Source organism: Spirulina sp. LEGE 11439 (genome assembly GCF_059821285.1).
Genome location: NZ_JCAMRX010000039.1, coordinates 45,109 through 62,462 on the forward strand (window position 1 = coordinate 45,109; position 17,354 = coordinate 62,462).

The 17,354-nt window shown below is 43.0% G+C and carries 14 protein-coding genes and 1 pseudogene; 6 read left to right on the forward strand and 9 right to left on the reverse strand.

Going from position 1 to position 17,354, the window contains the following annotated elements; genetic code table 11:
• Positions 1–163 precede the first annotated feature (163 nt).
• From AC6RV6_RS21535 to gyrB, 5 genes are all read right to left on the reverse strand, one after another.
• Positions 164–4,861: an nSTAND1 domain-containing NTPase gene (locus AC6RV6_RS21535; RefSeq protein ID WP_500242934.1), complete on the reverse strand. Its 4,698-nt coding sequence runs from the start codon at positions 4,859–4,861 to the stop codon at positions 164–166.
• A 30-nt stretch (positions 4,862–4,891) separates the two neighbouring features.
• Positions 4,892–5,029 (reverse strand): hypothetical protein, encoded by a 138-nt coding sequence (locus AC6RV6_RS21540; protein WP_500242935.1) that lies wholly within the window; start codon positions 5,027–5,029, stop codon positions 4,892–4,894.
• Positions 5,030–5,128: 99 nt separating this feature from the next.
• Positions 5,129–5,599, reverse strand: coding sequence for a type II toxin-antitoxin system tRNA(fMet)-specific endonuclease VapC (gene vapC / locus AC6RV6_RS21545; protein WP_500242936.1), 471 nt, complete (start codon positions 5,597–5,599; stop codon positions 5,129–5,131).
• On the reverse strand, positions 5,530–5,754 hold the full coding sequence (locus AC6RV6_RS21550; protein WP_500242937.1) for a hypothetical protein: 225 nt from the start codon (positions 5,752–5,754) through the stop codon (positions 5,530–5,532). Before AC6RV6_RS21550 ends, vapC begins: the two co-directional genes overlap by 70 nt.
• 89 nt (positions 5,755–5,843) lie before the next feature.
• Positions 5,844–7,769: a DNA topoisomerase (ATP-hydrolyzing) subunit B gene (gyrB, locus tag AC6RV6_RS21555; protein ID WP_500242938.1), complete on the reverse strand. Its 1,926-nt coding sequence runs from the start codon at positions 7,767–7,769 to the stop codon at positions 5,844–5,846.
• A 411-nt stretch (positions 7,770–8,180) separates the two neighbouring features.
• Here gyrB and AC6RV6_RS21560 point away from each other — a divergent pair, with 411 nt between their 5' ends.
• From AC6RV6_RS21560 to AC6RV6_RS21575, 4 genes are all read left to right on the forward strand, one after another.
• Positions 8,181–10,061 carry an NAD(P)H-quinone oxidoreductase subunit F gene (locus AC6RV6_RS21560; RefSeq protein WP_500242939.1) on the forward strand — a complete coding sequence of 627 codons (1,881 nt, stop codon included), beginning with the start codon at positions 8,181–8,183 and terminating at the stop codon, positions 10,059–10,061.
• 31 nt (positions 10,062–10,092) lie between these two features.
• Positions 10,093–11,592: an NADH-quinone oxidoreductase subunit M gene (locus AC6RV6_RS21565; RefSeq protein ID WP_500242940.1), complete on the forward strand. Its 1,500-nt coding sequence runs from the start codon at positions 10,093–10,095 to the stop codon at positions 11,590–11,592.
• A gap of 14 nt (positions 11,593–11,606) precedes the next feature.
• A complete protein-coding gene (locus AC6RV6_RS21570) occupies positions 11,607–12,908 on the forward strand; it encodes a CO2 hydration protein (protein ID WP_500242941.1) in 1,302 nt (433 codons plus the stop codon).
• Positions 12,909–12,991: 83 nt separating this feature from the next.
• On the forward strand, positions 12,992–13,393 hold the full coding sequence (locus tag AC6RV6_RS21575; protein WP_500242942.1) for a fasciclin domain-containing protein: 402 nt from the start codon (positions 12,992–12,994) through the stop codon (positions 13,391–13,393).
• 46 nt (positions 13,394–13,439) lie between these two features.
• Here AC6RV6_RS21575 and AC6RV6_RS21580 read toward each other — a convergent pair whose 3' ends face one another.
• The 3 genes from AC6RV6_RS21580 to AC6RV6_RS21590 form a co-directional block, all read right to left on the reverse strand.
• The gene (locus AC6RV6_RS21580; RefSeq protein WP_500242943.1) at positions 13,440–13,835 is read right to left on the reverse strand and encodes a hypothetical protein; all 396 of its coding nucleotides are present in this window, start codon (positions 13,833–13,835) and stop codon (positions 13,440–13,442) included.
• A 109-nt stretch (positions 13,836–13,944) separates the two neighbouring features.
• Positions 13,945–15,579 (reverse strand): glycosyltransferase family 39 protein, encoded by a 1,635-nt coding sequence (locus tag AC6RV6_RS21585; protein WP_500242944.1) that lies wholly within the window; start codon positions 15,577–15,579, stop codon positions 13,945–13,947.
• Positions 15,580–15,675: 96 nt separating this feature from the next.
• A complete protein-coding gene (locus AC6RV6_RS21590) occupies positions 15,676–15,849 on the reverse strand; it encodes a hypothetical protein (RefSeq protein ID WP_500242945.1) in 174 nt (57 codons plus the stop codon).
• A gap of 264 nt (positions 15,850–16,113) precedes the next feature.
• Here AC6RV6_RS21590 and AC6RV6_RS21595 point away from each other — a divergent pair, with 264 nt between their 5' ends.
• Both AC6RV6_RS21595 and AC6RV6_RS21600 read left to right on the forward strand, forming a co-directional pair.
• On the forward strand, positions 16,114–16,689 hold the full coding sequence (locus AC6RV6_RS21595) for a hypothetical protein (RefSeq protein ID WP_500242946.1): 576 nt from the start codon (positions 16,114–16,116) through the stop codon (positions 16,687–16,689).
• 228 nt (positions 16,690–16,917) lie between these two features.
• Positions 16,918–17,142, forward strand: a complete 225-nt coding sequence (locus tag AC6RV6_RS21600; RefSeq protein ID WP_500242947.1) for a hypothetical protein — start codon at positions 16,918–16,920, stop codon at positions 17,140–17,142.
• Here the strand turns inward: AC6RV6_RS21600 and AC6RV6_RS21605 are convergent.
• A pseudogene (locus AC6RV6_RS21605) lies at positions 17,108–17,299 on the reverse strand (transposase); the annotation flags it as partial. The gene AC6RV6_RS21600 and the pseudogene AC6RV6_RS21605 sit on opposite strands and share 35 nt — an antisense overlap.
• Between the last annotated feature and the right edge of the window lie 55 nt (positions 17,300–17,354).

The following is a 17,354-nucleotide window of genomic DNA, read 5'->3' on the forward strand; positions in this document are numbered from 1 at the left end:
ATGTACTCATAGGGGCTGGAATCATTTCCCCTCGAAAGTCAAGCAGTTCAACTAAAATCAAGTAGACAAGCGCTAAGAAAATAGAGATTGCGCCAGTAATAATAGCGAGAATTTTACCGCGAGTCATGTCAATGAATAATAAACCAGAAACAATTATTATACCTCATCTCCTCTTTTCGTTTAACTCATTGCGACACAGAGCGCGATCGCGATCGCGTAATGTTTCATTCGTGTTTAAATAATCCTTCATCCAGCGACAGCCCTTATTTAATAAATCCTCTAAATCTAAATTCCATAAAATCACAGTGCGATCGCGACTGGCAGAAGCCAAAATTTTACCATCCGAACTAAAGCTCAAACTTTCAACACTGTTTTGATGACCTGTAAATGTCGTTAATAAAGTACCTTCTCTGCTCCATAGTTTTATTGTGCCATCATCGCTTCCCGATACCAAAAGTGTTCCATCGGGACTAAAGACCACAGTTTTAACCTTATTAGAGTGTCCCCGCAAAATTTTCTCGGGCTGAAGAGAAAATCCATTGTAGCCTTGTTTTTGCCACAGTGCGATCGTACCGTCGTCACTTGCCGAAGCAAGGCGATCGCCGTCCGGACTCCACGCAATTTCCCAAATATGGCTGTTATGTCCTCTCAGGGTTATTGGGTACGACGATGAATTCTCCCTTGTAGACGTACCTCGGCTCATTCCCTTCGGCCAAATCTTCACAGTATTATCGTTGCCTCCTGTTGCCAACCATGCCCCATCGGGACTCCATTGCACCTGTCGCACTGCTCCTTCATGTCCGCGCCATGTCTGCAATATCTTTCCTTCTCTACTCCAAAGCCTGACCGTGCCATCATAACTCGCTGACGCGATCGCCTTCCCATCAGGGGAAAAACTTATCCCCGATATTTTACTGCGACGATCTTGCCATGTTTGCAATACCTTCCCGGTAATTGTTTGTACCTGTATTGTGCCATCTTCTGACGCTAAGGCGATCGCTTTCCCATCGGGAGCAAAACTTATATCATTAACCGTTAAATCCTTGGCCAGTCCCTTCAATAAACGACCGTTACGCTGCCATAACAGCAAGTCTCCTGCAAAATTTGCTGACAGCAGACTTCGATCGTCTGGACTAAATTGAATGATATTTACGGGTGCAGAATGTTTGAGGACAACTAAAGAACGACGATGGGGATGCCAGAGTTTAATGGTCGTATCCGCACTTGCCGATGCCAAACTTCGACCGTTGGGGTGAAAGTTAATGCTATAGATTGAGGCGTTATGTCCGGAAAAAACTTCTAATAAGTCCCCTTGTAAACTCCAGAGTGCGATCGTGCGATCGGCGCTTGCGGTTGCCAGAGTTTGACCGTCTGGACTGAAAGTCAGTTCCCAAATTTTCTGGTCATGTGCTTCCCATGCTGCCGCGATCGTTCCATCGAGATGCCATAATTTAATGCTGCCATCGCTACTGACAGAAGCTAACAATTGACCATCCGGACTAAATGCTAAATCATTAATCCCTTGACTGTGACCGGAAAAAGTATTCAGGTGTCTCCCTTTTAAGTCCCACAGTTTAATCAGGCGATCGCTACCAGTAGAGGCTAATATTTTACCGTCGGGATGAAAGGCAATATCGTGCAACCACGACTGACGCTGATGCCCTTGAAAAATATGATTTAATTCACCATCGCGACTCCAAAGGGCAATTGTACCTTGATTTCCCACCGATGCCAAGTTCTGACCGTTAGGATGAAAAGCCACTGCTGTGACTTTATCAGCGTGACCTTGTAAGGTTGCTTTCGGAATGCCATTACGCTGCCATAACTTGACGCTGCCATCATAACTGGCAGAGGCAAAAAGATTGCCATCCGGACTCCATGCGACTTCTCGCACGCGATCGCGATGTCCTTTTAAAACTTTTAATAATTTGCCATCTTTCCGCCACAAGCGCAGGGTATGGTCATCGCTGGCAGAAGCAAGGAAATGACCATCCGGACTAAAAGCAACATCAATCACCGTGCCTTCGTGACCATTGAAGCGATTGTATTCTTTTATCCCATAAACGACTTGTTGCAAGGTCGCCACTGCCCGGATGCGATCGTGAGGGTTGACAGCCCGAGACCATCGCAAAGATTGCGCCGCGCGAATGCTTTCTATGAGACTTTCTAGTTCTTTTTTCGAGGCAAAAAGCTGTTTTGATGCCGCACTCAAGGCATGAAATTTCAGGCCAATATTGCCGATAGTGGCACGATGCCATTGCCATAAGGCGATCGCACTCAAGGTTAAAGAAACACTGAGTCCCGATACCAATAACAAGAGTAAGCGATGTTTCAAAGAAGCGCGATCGCGGCGATCGCGTTTCCGAAAGGCTAAGCTTGCCTCAATTAAGCGTTTTTCTTTAGGACTTAAATCCTCTTCTCGTTCTTCATACCAGCGCTGCGCCTCTAATAAAGGCGTGCCATATAATAACAAACCTTCTTCTTCACCGGCATTTTCCCAAGCACTGGCATTGACTCTCAAGCGGTCTTGAAAAGTGCGAAAGCCGCGATCGTCTTCGATCCACTGTTGTAGGCGAGTCCAGACGCGAATGAGGGCTTCGTGAACCAATTCGACGGTAATCTCTGATTGGGAATGAGTCGCCGCCAGAACAATCAAACGAGCATCAACGAGTTTTTGCAATAAAGTATCGCAATCTTCTCCTAATTCCTGACGGGTAGCAACTCTACGGGTATCGGCGATCGCATCTCCCAAATGAACGAGTTGTAGAAAAATACGCGGCGATCGTGCTTTTTCTTCTGGGGTTAGGGTTTGATAAACTTGCTCTGCATGACTCGCTAAGGCTCGTTCTACGCCGCCAATACTCTCATAAGCCTGATGGGTTAAAACGCCTTCTTCTTGTTTCTCCCAAAGCAAAGTGAGGGCAAATTCAAGGAGGGGTAAATTTCCGGGTTCTTCTCCTACGGCATCGAGAATGCGATCGCTCAATCCTTCGGCAATTTTAACATCGAGTTTTTCTGCGGGTTTTTCAATTGCCTCTCGCAATTCTTCGCGGTTCATCGGTTGCAAAAGTTCGGGAGGATATTCGCATAAAAGATCGGCAAAGGGACGATAAGATAAAGCACATTCTAAAAAATCCGCCCTTAAGGTTAAAATTAAAGTGAATTGAGGTTTTCGGGCAATAGATTGAAAATTAGAATTTGTTCGCGCAATTAACGGCGCAATTAAAAGTTGTAAAAAATTATGCCGCGTCTCTCGATCCGAACAAAGTGTATAAATTTCTTCAAATTGATCGATAAATAGAATTAAACGCTTTTTTGAGGAGTCTTTTTGTAAAAGGCGATCGCTAAGATTTTCTAAATTTATTTCCCCTGTAACTAAAGCCGTTGTCAGTTTATTAATTTCAATGAGTCGCTCTGTTTCTCCGAGGTGCGGCTCTAAGCGATCGATAAATCCTTCTGCCAATCTTAAAAACGGACGATCTCCGGGACGGAGATCGATAATAATCGCTTCCTCTTGAATTTTAGGAATTGTACCGGCAAAGACAAGGGAAGATTTACCACTTCCCGATGCACCGATAACAGCAATACAAGGTTTGGTATAAACGGCATAAACTAATTTTTCAATCGTTTTCTCTCGGCCAAAAAAGAAGCGCGCCTCTTTTTGAGAAAATGCCGATAATCCTTGATAAGGACAAGGAAGAGATAACTGGTTCTTATTACCAGTTTCGAGTGTTTCGTTCTCCAACTGATGACGGGTGACAGGTGATGGGTGACGGGTTAATTCTTGCCAAGTAATCGGCAGTTCTGTTGGATTTTGATAAATAACAGGCAACCAAGAAGCGCAAGGACATTGATTTTCTAAAACTTGCAAGCGTTCTCGTGCCTCTCGCACTGCCAAATAAAAAGAATTTCCGCCGGTAAAAGCAAGCAAAAAATACTTTAAAAATTCTTGGGCAACCAGATCGGGGACGGGTTCCCGCATGACAATTGTTTGGGGAATATGCAGGTTTTCTAATTGTCGTGCCAGTCCCAAACCATCACAAGAGTTAAAAATTGCTATTTTCACCCCTTGTTTGACGGCTTTTTTTAAAGCATGGTTAATCTCGCTAATATCAATTTTTTCTTGTCCGTTAATTTCTAAATAACCCTTTTCTCCATCTTGATAGCTGGCACTATGTCCGGCAAAAAATAAAATATCCCAGCCTTTTGCATCCCATAAATTTTGATAGAGGAGTTTGCGAGGAGGTTCGACAAGAAAAATGGTTTCGGTGTCGGGAAGTTGAGCGAGGAGATGGCGATCGCTTTCGATATCAATCCCTTGGGAATGTCCTAAAATTGCTAAAACCCTCGGCTTCTCTCTCGGTTTGAAGTGAGTTTCTACTCGTTCGTAAGCTGGGGCGCTGAAGGCTAATTCTGCTTGGGAATAGCGATCGAAAAAGTCCCATAAATGCCAAGGAAGACGACGAATAATAGCATCTTCGACTTGAAAAATAACGCGAATTTCTTCGCTGGGAGAAAGTTTTTCGAGGAGTTTTTCTCGAGGGGGACGAAAGGATTCCGATCGCAACCATTGATTGAGTTGACTGACTAATTGTTCTGAGGTTTGGCGAAAGGCAAGTTCTAACTCTCGGGGGGATCCTTGAAAAATTTGCACTTCTGTCTCCTCGATACGACCGACAAACCAAAGATTGCGATACAGCGATCGCCAAGTGCGATACTGTAGCGCCAGATCGGGCATAGGAGGTAAACGGCCCTTAGTGCGGCTTTGGGTCGAAAGAACGTTGTCTTCTGAGCGTATTTCTAGGGAAACAGCCGTATCTTGCTGCAAGTCCCCATTGAGATCGAGGATGACCAGTACCATTTTGCGGACTGTTTGGGAGGTTTTGCCTATTTACCAGTTGTAGCGCATCCAGTCCGGAAATTTTCTCTCATTGTAGGGTTTTTGGCAAGGGCGATCGCGATATACTGAAACATATCGAGAAAATGACTGAAATTTTCTGGCAATATTACGGCGATCGATAGGAGTCAAAATGAGATGTTTGTAGAATCACTTCCAGATCCAGTATTTTGAGAGTTTGAGTCAGAAACAATTGTTGTCAATATTGTAGAATCTTTTGAGCAAGACTTCTTAGGCATTTTCCCAATCTTCATATTTTAACTCGTCAACGCGACTAAATTCAGCCACATTATGCGTCACCAAAATCAAATTGTTAGCCAATGCGATCGCAGCAATTTGTAAATCGTAAACCCCGATGGGCGTTCCTTTTTTATTCAAGCGATCGCGAATACAACCGCAAATTTTTGCTGCTTTTCCATCAAAAGGTAAACTGGCAAACTCAGCAAAAAAGAGAGCTAAATTAGCTAAATTCTTTTCTTGTTTTGCGCTTCGATATGCTCCATAATAAAGCTCAAATTTCACAACATCGCACAGAAAAACATCATCTGGAGACAGATGATTAAGGCGAGTAACAATCCGATTATTGTTTGAATTCAAATATTTAATACAAACATTTGTATCCAACAAATAACTCATAGTAAAGGTTCTCGTTCCTGATACTCTGGTTGAGGTTCTCTCATTAAGCGATCGCCCTCCCAGCATCCACAGGTTTTAGCAAAAAAATCTGGCGACCATTGCCGCTTTTTACTTGTAGATTGATAAACGATTGTTGCCTCAATATCTTGGTTAATAATGGGTAAATGAACGGAGAGAACTCCGTCCTCGCCAATGTGCGTTTTTATCTTAACACTCTCCATTTTATCTAGTTCTCCGTATGAAATCTCATCTAGCTCTAGTTTAATGTAAAGACGTTCAATTGAACGTCTCTACATTGTGCAAAAGAAATCTAAATATCCAAGTCCGTGAGATTTAATTTGGGTCCGTAGGTTTCGATGAACTGACGGCGAGGTGCTACCCGATCGCCCATCAAAACGGTGAAAATGCGATCGGCTTCGGCTGCATCTTCGATTTCAACTTTCTTCAACATTCGGGTTTCCGGGTTCATGGTGGTTTCCCAAAGCTGTTTGGGCATCATTTCCCCTAATCCTTTAAAGCGTTGGATGGTATAGTTCGCATTAGACGGGAATTGCGCGATCGCTGCGTTGAGTTCGCGATCGCTGTACAAATATTGATGATTGCGTCCCCGTTCCAGTTTATATAGGGGAGGACAAGCGATATAAACATAGCCTTGGTCAATTAAATCTCGTTGGTAGCGGAAAAAGAAAGTTAAAAGCAGAGTCCTTATGTGAGCGCCATCTACATCCGCATCAGTCATAATTATCACATAATGATAACGTAATTGTGAAACATCAAAATCTTCCCCTTTAATACCCAATCCCAAGGCAGTAATTAAGGATTGGATTTCCGTATTCTTGTAGATTTTGGCATCGTCTGTTTTTTCAATGTTGAGGATTTTTCCTCGCAACGGAAGGATCGCTTGAGTGCGGCGATCGCGTCCTTGCTTTGCACTTCCTCCCGCACTATCTCCTTCAACAATATAAATCTCTGATTCTTCGGGATCGCGAGAACTGCAATCTGCTAATTTACCTGGCAAAGGTGAGGATTCTAAAACCGATTTGCGGCGGACTAATTCTCTGGCGTGTCGTGCAGCTTCTGCGGCTTTAAAGGCTTGAATTGCCTTTTCAATAATCGCATCGGCAACATGAGGATTAAACTCTAAATATTCATTGAGAACTTCCCCGACAGAAGAATCAACAATTCCCCTAACTTCAGTATTGCCTAACTTAGTTTTAGTTTGTCCTTCAAATTCCGGTTCGGGAACCTTAACAGAAATTACCGCCGTTAATCCTTCTCGGACATTTTCCCCGCCTAAATTCGATTCATTTTCTTTGATTTTATTGCGCTTGCGGGCAACAGTATTCATCGTTCGAGTCAGGACTGTTTTTAATCCCTCGAGGTGCGTCCCACCATCCACGGTACGAATATTATTGGCAAAGCCTAAAATTGTATCGCTATAGGCATCAATACACCATTGTAAAGCGACTTCAACCTGTACCCCGTTCTTCTCTCCTTCCACATAAATAATATCGGAGTGTAAAGGATCTTTTTCCCGTGTCATGTAGGCGACGTATTCTTTAATTCCTCCTTCATAACAATAAGATTCTCTGCGTGGTTCTTCTGGACGGCGATCGCCAAAAGATATCTTCACCCCGGCATTCAAATAGGCTAATTCTCGTACCCGTCCGGTGAGGGTATTGTAGTCAAAATCAGTGGTTTCACTAAAAATTTGTGCATCGGGGAGAAAGGAAACTGAAGTTCCCGTGCGATCTTTTTCTTGACTGGGAGTTGCGATTAATTCGGTTTGGGGAATTCCTCGTTCGTAGCGTTGAGTATGCAGTTTATTCTCTCGCCAAACATTAATTTCAACCCATTCCGATAAGGCATTCACCACCGAAACGCCAACCCCGTGTAATCCTCCCGAAACTTTATACCCACCACTGCCAAACTTTCCCCCAGCGTGGAGAATCGTCATAACCGTCTCAACGGAAGACTTTCCGGTTTTAGAATTAATACCCGTGGGAATTCCTCGACCATCATCGGTAACGGTAACAGAACCATCAGCGTTAATATCAATCTCAATATGCTTGCAATACCCTGCGAGTGCTTCATCAATGGAATTATCCACTACCTCGTAAACGAGATGGTGCAGTCCTCTCGGTCCCGTAGAGCCAATATACATCCCCGGTCGCTTGCGAACGGCCTCTAGACCTTCGAGAACCTGAATCTGATCGTCGCCGTAATTGTCAGTCATGGGAATTCCTCAAAATTTGAGTCAGGAGCGTGAATTGCACCCCTCAATAGCAAAATCTTCAAAAATTATAGCACGAAAGACTGTATGAAGTTCTTATCGACTTCTGAAGAGATTTTGATTTCGGGATGCACCCCTACTCTTTATTGAATTTTGAGTTGAATCCGACTTGAAGCGATCGCGGCATTCATTATACCAAATTCTGTCACCCTAGTACAATCGCTTCTCCACTGACTGTACAATTGCACCTCTGTTACATTACTTAACGATTAATTATATTTCTTAAAGATTGATTTATATCAATCTTGTTTGTTTTTTCATTGATAAAACACTATACTCCAGATCGAGCCATAGATTTTTAGCAATGGAAGCCCTGATAAGCTTTGCAAACGTATCGTGTAATCCTGCTAAGTTATGGCTCATGTTTCACCCTTATGGATGACCCATCCTTTGATGAATACCTTTAGTGAAAGTATTTGGATCGTTCCTTGCTATGCCCTGTTGGGGGCGGTATTGGCTTCATTCTGGTCGCCCGGTCTGATTCGGCGATCGGGCCCGAGACCGGCAGGCTATATCAATCTTGTGCTGACCCTTTCGGCATTGGTACATAGTATTTTAGCCTTGCGCGAGGTTTGGTCGGCTCCCCTACATTTTTCCGTGAATTGGCTTCATGCGGCCAACCTCGATATTGCCTTTGATGTGGAGGCTTCAGCAACCACGGTAGGGGCATTAGTGCTGATTTTAAGTCTCAATGCCCTGACGCAAATTTATGCGATCGCTTATCTAGAAATGGATTGGGGTTGGGCGCGATTTTATGCCCTCATCGCTTTATTTGAAGCCGGGATGAGTGCCTTGATGTTGGCCAATTCTCTCTTTTTCAGCTATGTCATGCTGGAAATTCTCACTTTGGGAACTTATCTACTGATTGGTTTTTGGTTTAATCAATCTTTGGTAGTAACCGGGGCGCGGGATGGTTTTCTCACTAAACGAGTCGGGGATTTAATCTTGCTCATGGGTGTAGTTGCCCTGTATCCCCTCGCTGGAACATGGAACTATGATGAATTAACAGTTTGGGCGAGTACGGTTAACCTCGATCCTAAAGTTGCCACCCTTCTCGGTTTAGCGCTTCTCGCGGGACCTTTAGGAAAATGCGCTCAATTCCCCCTGCAACTGTGGCTTGATGAAGCAATGGAAGGACCGATGCCGGCAACGGTACTGCGGAATGCAGTGGTCGTGTCTACAGGGGCTTGGGTGTTGATTAAGATGCAGCCGATCTTGAATTTATCTCCCATTGTGGTCAATGCAGAGATTATCATCGGTGGGTTTACCGCGATCGCTTGTGCTGCGATCGCACTCGCACAAGTCGATATTAAACGAGTATTTTCCTATGCCACCAGTTCTTATCTTGGCATTGTCTTTATTGCTGTCGGGACGGGACGGGCTGAAGCAGCGTTAGTTTTATTATTAACCTACGCGATCGCTATGGCTTTAATGCTGATGAGTATCGGCGGTATTATTCTCAATAATATTACTCAAGATGTCACTCAATTAGGGGGGCTATGGTCTCGTCGCCCCATTTCCGGCATCTGTTATCTGGTCGGTGCATTGTCTTTAGTGGCAATTCCTCCCTTGGGTTGTTTCTGGGGACTGGCAGAAATTGCCAACGGTTTACCCCCTTTATTGCTCATGGTGTTATTGCTGGTGAATGGGTTAACCGCATGCAGTTTGGCACGAGTTTTTGGCTTACTCTTTACGGGATCTGTTACGAATTGGACGCAGCGATCGCCAGAAGGGTTATGGGCTTTGGTATTACCCATGACGATTCTGCTCGGGTTTGCCTTGCATTTACCGCAACTCCTCGCTGTTTTAGGATTGCTACCCGATTTAGCATTAATATGGCAACCCTCAACCTTATTATTAATCGGCTCGAGTCTCATCGGTGCGGGTACGGGGTTATTCCTTTATGCTCTCCCAACAGTCCCCAAACCCATTCGCCTTCCCATCCCCGGATTGCAAGATTTATTAGCTTACGACCTGTACACGGCGCAATTGTACAAAATCACTGCGATCGCTATTGTCAGCTTTATTGCTAAGGCGATCGATTGGTGCGATCGCGTCATCGTTGATGGTGCAGTGAATTTGGTGGGCTTATTAACCGTTGCAGGCGGTCAAAGTTTGAAATACAACACCTCCGGACAGATGCAATTCTACGCCCTCTCGATCTTACTCGGGACGATTCTCTTTGGGTTAGTGCTGTGTTATCCCCTCTTATCCACTTTAAATCTCCCCTTTTAAATCTTCTCTAATTCAATTTTGAATTAACAAAATGCTAACGCCACTCCTTGTCATTCCCCTGTTGGGCGCGATCGCCATTCTTCTTTACCCCAAACCCCAAGCCAGCCGAGGGATCGCGACAGTTTTCAGCTTAATATCTTTTGGTTGGGCGCTCTATCTCCTCAGTCAGTTTGACCTCAGCTTCGGCGGACTCCAGTTTAGCGAATTTCATCGCTGGGTCGATCCCCTCGGCCTCAATTACAGCCTTGGAGTCGATGGGCTATCCTTGCCCTTACTGGCGTTGAATGCCCTCCTCACCCCCATCGCCCTTTATACCGGTCGGGGGACGAGCTTGGAGCGATCGCGCCTCCACGACAGCTTGATCTTGCTAATTAACGCCGGGATCGCCGGGGCATTAATGGCGCAAAACCTACTCTTTTTCATCATCTTCTACGAATTAGAGTTAATTCCTTTTTATCTCCTCATCGCCATTTGGGGGGGCGAAAAGCGGGGCTATGCGTCCACCAAATTTCTGCTTTACACGGCAGTTTCCGGCTTACTGGTACTGGCTGGATTTTTAGGAATTACCTTTCTCACTCAATCTCCCAGTTTTGAGTTTAGCGATATTCACGTCGAAAACCTCGAACTCATTCCCCAACTGATTCTCTTAACTGCTTTACTGGTAGGTTTTGGTATTAAAACGCCTCTGGTTCCTTTGCATACATGGATGCCAGATACCTACGTTGAAGCCTCTCCTTCCACCACAATCTTACTGGGGGGAATTTTCGCCAAGTTGGGAACTTACGGACTCTTGCGTTTTGGCTTGCAACTCTTCCCGGATACATGGCAACTCGTCGCCCCGGGTTTAGCGATTATCGGCACTGTGAGCGTGATGTATGGTGCTATGAGCGCGATCGCTCAACGGGATATTAAACGTATGGTCGCCTATAGTTCCATTGGTCATATGGGCTATATTTTAGTCGCTGCCGCCGCCGGAACGCAATTGAGCGTTTTAGGAGCGATCGCGCAAATGGTCGCTCACGGTTTAATTCTGGCATTACTCTTCTTCCTCGTGGGCATTGTCGAGCAAACCACCGGCACCCGGGATCTCGATGTCCTCAATGGTTTAATGAATCCCATTCGCGGACTTCCTCTCACCAGTGCCTTACTCATTCTCGCCGGCATGGCAAGTGCAGGAATCCCCGGTCTCGTAGGCTTTGCGGCTGAATTCATCGTCTTTCAGGGCAGTTTTGCCACCTTCCCCATCCCCACCCTGCTTTGTATCCTGTCTTCGGGGTTAACGGCGGTATATTTCGTCATCCTCATTAACCGCACCTGTTTTGGGAAACTGGACAACACCCGCGCCTACTATACTCGCCTCACCGTCAGCGAACAATGGCCGGCTTTAGTCCTCACGGCGATCGTCCTCTTTTTAGGCGTACAACCCAACTGGCTCTTGCGGTGGATGGAACCCACAACTAATACTTTTGTCGCTGCATTACATAGCCCTGCGATCGCTCAAATTGCCGAAATTGATAACAGTTACCAATAACAAACCCTAAAACAATGCCTGCAACACTCAACGCACCTGCAACAAAACTGCCACCTTCAACTCACAAATATGCTGAGGTCGTCCATCGCCTCGAAGCAGGTGGCTCGATGTTACCGGATACGCCAGAAAATTTAATGCAAATTATCGGCATTTATAAGGCTTATGCGGTACCGATGGATTTCTACTGGCGAGATCTGCTCTATATTGCCGAGCGAGTTTTTCTCGATCCTTTACCTTTTTTTAAATATTTTTTGCCCCAAGAATATTTAGATCTGCCCAATCATTATGCGGGAGAGACTGCCGATTATCGTGTCTGGCAAAAAGGAGAAGCCAATGCTCACCCTGAATTATTAGAGTTTATGGACAAAGGGGAGTTAAAGAAAAAACTCCCAAAAATCTTTCATCACCTCTGGCACGATCGCATTAATATGGAGTTTGCCGAAGCCTGTATGCGGGCGATGCTCTGGCATCAGGGGATGGGGGGACAGTTTAACGATTACCTTGAAAGCGAGGAATACATCCAAAATAGCGATCGCGCCATCAAAGCCTATTTTAAGGGCAATCCTTTGATGTTGGGACTGTATAAACTTTTCCCAGAGATGTTTTATGAAAAAGTGCGCGAACTCTCCTACTATGCCAATTTGGGACTATTTTGGGAAGTGATGGCTCCGGTATTTTTCGAGATGAGCGATCGCTACGATGCAGGGGATTTTAAAACCGTACCGGATGCGATGGATTTTCTCGTCAATGGGATTTTTATTGCGGCAGGAAGACCGATTTATCATCATGTTTACATTGGGGATGAATGTTACGAAATTATCCCCAAGTCGAAGGGATTTATGTGGCTTTATGAAGCCGCGTTACCCTATGTTGAAGCCGTGTTTTATCGCACCTCTCCTTTCCGAGGAACGAAGTCTTATAATGCTCAAGCAAAGCAAGTTCCCAACGAACAACAAGACTTTCATTATGGCATTCTTTATGCCGATGTTTTCCCGGTTGGCACGGCAGGAATTCCGCCTACGTTGTTAATGCAAGATATGCTGCATTTTTTACCACCTTATTTGTTGGATTATTACCAAAAATATTGCCGAGGAGAAGATGATATGCTAATTCAATTGGGAATTACATTTCAGCGATCGATGTACAATGTGACCTCGGCGGTATTCCAAGCCTTGCGAGTGGCATTGCTCTATCCATTAGATGACCCCAACCCAGAACATTTATTAAAAAATCGCCAATTTTTTGAAGCACAACTCGATCGCTTTCTGCGTCCTGAAGCACGATTAAACGATATTCAAAGCCAAAACTATCGTTAAATCAATTTGCAAATTTACTTAGAGAAATTGTCTATTCTCTTATCATATTTTGTTGTAAAAGTCAAGAAAAGTTGAGGAATATTATGCCAAATATTGTCGAAATTGCGGTCAGTAATGATGCGTTTAAAACATTAGTTACAGCCGTCAAAGTTGCGGGATTAGTAGAAGCATTACAGCAACCGGGACCCCTGACGGTTTTTGCCCCCAATGATGACGCTTTTGGGAAGTTATTACCGGGAACGGTAGATACATTAGTGCAGAATATTCCCCAGCTTCAACGTATTTTAAAATATCATGTTGTCGCCGGTGCTTATACTACAGCAGATTTACAAAATATCGAAACACTAACCTCTCTGGAAGGTTCGCCGATTCCAATTCGTTGTTGCGAACCATTTGAGGTGAAAAATGCAACGGTATTAGCACCCGATATTGAGGCCAGTAATGGCATAATTCACGTTATTGATACCGTAATTTTGATGGGTTAAAGTTGGCTCAATTTCCTTGACAGCGATCGCGATAAGATGAACCTACCTAAACATTCAAAGCGATCGCAATAGCTTTTTTCGTTTCTGAGACAGTTTGACTGCGTTTAATATAGTTCCTAAAAAAGCTATAGATATCAATTTCATCGGTATCAATTTTTAATACAGTTTGAGCATAAGTCGCCAATGATGCTAATTTCAGCGTGATGATTCCCGTATTATCCATAGAGATACCAAGAGGTTCTAATGCAGAGGAAAAAGAGTCAGCGATCGCAGAATAATCCCCTTCAACTTCCGATAAAGCAAATGACGTGATAAAAAGATAAGTAGACAGGGAGTAGATTATTCCATTGACATCAATTGCAACATTTTGAAAGAAAGCGAAATTATGGTTGCTCGCGTTTTGTAAATCGTCAAAGCTCAGGGTTATACTTGCGTTACTCATCGTGAATCCCTCTGTTTTGCTTACTCTTCTAGGATGACCGCATTTTCTGGATTTGCCAATATAGAAAAATTGATAAAAATTGGCCTCTTGATATTTAAAGCTAAATATCTCACTGCTGCGATCGATCGCAGTGATAAAGCTGATAGGGAAAGCCTCCGGTACGATAATGTTCTGTTGGCTCTATTTGACATTTGCTATTTTTGAGAACAATTTCCCGAGGGTATGATTCTTCCACATAACCGGGAACGATCGCCCAGAAGGAAGCAGGGGAAATCGGAACTTGGGATAGCGATCGCCAGACATATTCAAACCCTCCCAAATCAGTTTTATTGAGAAAGGTAAAATAAGCTGGGCGATCGTGGTGGATCTCTGCAAAAGTGAGAGCATAACTCAATCCTAAAGCAATTTCAAGGGTGTTTTCGTGTGCCATCATTACCATGACTGGATCGGAGGATTGGTTAAATTGTTGGGCAACTTTTAGAGGATAAAAAGGTTTTTGAAAAGCAAGATTAAAAATAACGAATAAGCTACCCATTATACCAACAAGAAAGAGAGAGAGAGAAGCCGAAGAAAATAGAGAAGTACGAGAAGATGATGCAGTACTGAAACTGGCTGCCATGAGGGCGCAGAAACCGGGATAATAGATGAAATGATAGCGAGGAGCAATGCTGATATCTTTGCCGAGAATATAGATAATTGCGATAAATTCTAACAAGACACAGAGAGTAAAACAAGATAAGGTAATGGTACTTTCTCGCATGTTAGGAGAAATATAAAGTTTGCGGAAACCTTGCCAGAAATAGGCGATCGCCCATACCATAAAGATTAAAGTTAAAACCATAGCAATGATTTGTAACCATAGCGGTTGTTTTTCTACTGGAAGAGTAATAAACATCGCACTCCATCCTCCGAGAGTTTGCAGAATAGGTAAGAGAAAATTGGGAGAAGGCAGCCAACTGGTCTTCGGGCTGTTAAAATGCTCGAGGAGAATCGGAAACCACGGGATATAAAATGCAAAGGGTGCGATCGCATAAATAAATGGTAATAAAAGGCGATTAATGCTGATTTTTGGGGTTCTGTAGAGAATCAGAAAAAGCGTGATAAATTGGGAAATAATGGCAAAGATATAAAAATAATGCACGTACATTCCCAAACAATTAACGATTCCCCAGCACAACCAAAGAAAGGGTGAGATTTGCTTTTTCTGAAGCTGCTTTTGTATCGAGATTAAACAGCAGAGGGCAAAAATAACCAGTAAAATAGGTAAAGTATAATGTCTCGCTTCTTGAGATAAATAAACCGCAAAAGGAGAAACAGCCATCATTGCCGCAGCAATTAACCCAGCTTGACGAGAAAAAGCAAGACGGTTAAGCAGATAAATTGCCGCGATCGCCATGACTCCTAAAAGTGCGGGAAATGACCGCAATTTCCATGCTAAAGAAATATCCCATCCTTCAATTCCGACTAACCATTGATGCAAAGCACAAAAAAATAAAGGAGGATGAGTGGACTGCGTAGCCAAATAAGCCGCAATTTCCCCGCAACGAGTTTGAGGATTTAAAACAAAAATATTCGGGATGCGATCGATGGCTAAAAGTTGTTCTAAGGGTAGCGTTGTAAATCCTTGTCCCAACCCAAAAAGAGCAGTAATAATTTCATCTACCCATAAAGGTTTGCGATCGAGTTGCCAAAAACGTAGGATTGTACCAAGACTCAGAATTGCAGTGAGAAGGAGATAATGCACGAGAAAGAATAGAGATACGCGATCGCGAGACAGTTTTCGAGGGTCCGATCGAGATCGAGACGTTTTATTATCTCCTATTTTTTCGCCATATTTCCGTCAAAGCTGCGTTAATTCTTGTATAGGGATTCGCATTGGAGTAGTTTCCGATGCTGTGATTAATAATCTACCATTAAAATTTTTAATGACTTTTAACTTGCCATGCCATGCTTTAGCATAGTATAATTTAAACTCATGCTTTAAAATGACGTATTCTTCTTTACAAATGGCCATTATTGCAGTTTCCTTACTGAAAGATTTCTCAAGAAGAAATAAATCAGACAAAATTTAACGCAAGGTTAGCAAAACTTTAAAAATTGGTAGTTTAAACCAAGGTTACTATTACTCATTCTAACCATAACAAGAATTAAAAGGAAGAATGTAACGAGAACAACATGAATCGAGAAATCTTACAATAGCACAAAGTAAGAGTTTAGAGTTGCGTAAAACATGAATTTGTTGTATAATAAAAAACCATGGTATTTTTGTAATGCTTCAATGGTTATAAATCCGTACTTCATAGATATGCCTTGTGGCATTAACGATCCTGATGAAAGCGTGAAAACTAGCAAGTTTGCAGAATTGCAAAAGGCATTAGTTCCAATATCTGATTCGTCGCCTTCTACGATTTTAGTTCAATCATTCCTTCATTCTTATAGTCTTCTTTATCATGGATTGACAAAAACTCAATATAGTGAATATTCTCCCAACCTAGCTCTTGGCGCACTTTTTGACCTAATCGTCAGTGCGAAATATGCAGAACGTTTAATTGCAGATGCAGGATGGGCATATTGCGAAGGAAGTGAATTGTCTGATGGATCTTCCCTTTATTTCTGTTATCTTAAAACCTGCCCTCGATGTAGTGTTCATAGGAGTTTAAGACCTAAAGTTGTTTCTAATAAACCGAGTTCTGATACGATTGGAGAAATATGTGGTGATACAACTTGTGAAATTTTATCTGAAATTATTAAAGTCAATTCTCCGGGAACAAAAATCGGTAAAATCAAAGATAGGCAAGCTGATGTAGATTTTCTTATTTTTAGCATCCAACTTTTTTCCGTTACGAACATTTGATCGCTATTTGGCTCAAATGGTTGATGTAATTTGGACTAAAGAAAAATATTCTCGGACTTTCCATTTAAAAACCCAGAGAAATCCTACTTCCAGAAAGTTTTCAGTTTTTGATCGAGCCGATCTTTTTTATCTCTACGATGCAATTATTTGCTTTACACAGTCAGTCTATATGGATGAATCATTAAAGGCAGTTATAGGTCTTGATACTTACTTGGATAATATTTGTCGATGAGTCAGCAACCAGTACAGTTTATTTTTAAATTACGTCATAATATCTCCTTGGAAGGGGATGTAAAACTTGCAAAAATGGAGATTCAATCGTTTCTCCCCAATACACATATTCAACCTATTTTGATCTTAGAAGATTTAATCCAACAAGAAATTCTTTTATCGGGTCTACCGAACTTAGTATGTAAAACTAAGTTGAGAAAAGGGCATCCAACCCAACTCTGATTTTAAAATTATCAAAGTTTCTGAAACCGTATCCTTTTCGTTTAATTAATTTCAATTTATTATTAATTCCTTCCACAACTCCTTGAGTCGTTCGATGGTCAAAATAAGCAATTATCTCTCCAATCCATCTTCGGATTGTGCCACAACTTTCTCTATAATATTCTGGGGTCTACCGAACTTAGTATGTAAAACTAAGTTGAGAAAAGGGCATC

Bases quoted from the DNA above. Each gene is read 5' to 3' on its own strand.
- AC6RV6_RS21535 (WP_500242934.1), bottom strand. From the start codon at position 4,861: ATGGTACTGGTCATCCTCGATCTCAATGGGGACTTGCAGCAAGATACG.
- vapC (WP_500242936.1), bottom strand. From the start codon at position 5,599: ATGCTGGGAGGGCGATCGCTTAATGAGAGAACCTCAACCAGAGTATCA.
- AC6RV6_RS21550 (WP_500242937.1), bottom strand. From the start codon at position 5,754: ATGGAGAGTGTTAAGATAAAAACGCACATTGGCGAGGACGGAGTTCTC.
- gyrB (WP_500242938.1), bottom strand. From the start codon at position 7,769: ATGACTGACAATTACGGCGACGATCAGATTCAGGTTCTCGAAGGTCTA.
- AC6RV6_RS21560 (WP_500242939.1), top strand. From the start codon at position 8,181: ATGGCTCATGTTTCACCCTTATGGATGACCCATCCTTTGATGAATACC.
- AC6RV6_RS21565 (WP_500242940.1), top strand. From the start codon at position 10,093: ATGCTAACGCCACTCCTTGTCATTCCCCTGTTGGGCGCGATCGCCATT.
- AC6RV6_RS21570 (WP_500242941.1), top strand. From the start codon at position 11,607: ATGCCTGCAACACTCAACGCACCTGCAACAAAACTGCCACCTTCAACT.
- AC6RV6_RS21575 (WP_500242942.1), top strand. From the start codon at position 12,992: ATGCCAAATATTGTCGAAATTGCGGTCAGTAATGATGCGTTTAAAACA.
- AC6RV6_RS21580 (WP_500242943.1), bottom strand. From the start codon at position 13,835: ATGAGTAACGCAAGTATAACCCTGAGCTTTGACGATTTACAAAACGCG.
- AC6RV6_RS21590 (WP_500242945.1), bottom strand. From the start codon at position 15,849: ATGGCCATTTGTAAAGAAGAATACGTCATTTTAAAGCATGAGTTTAAA.
- AC6RV6_RS21595 (WP_500242946.1), top strand. From the start codon at position 16,114: ATGGTTATAAATCCGTACTTCATAGATATGCCTTGTGGCATTAACGAT.
- AC6RV6_RS21600 (WP_500242947.1), top strand. From the start codon at position 16,918: ATGAGTCAGCAACCAGTACAGTTTATTTTTAAATTACGTCATAATATC.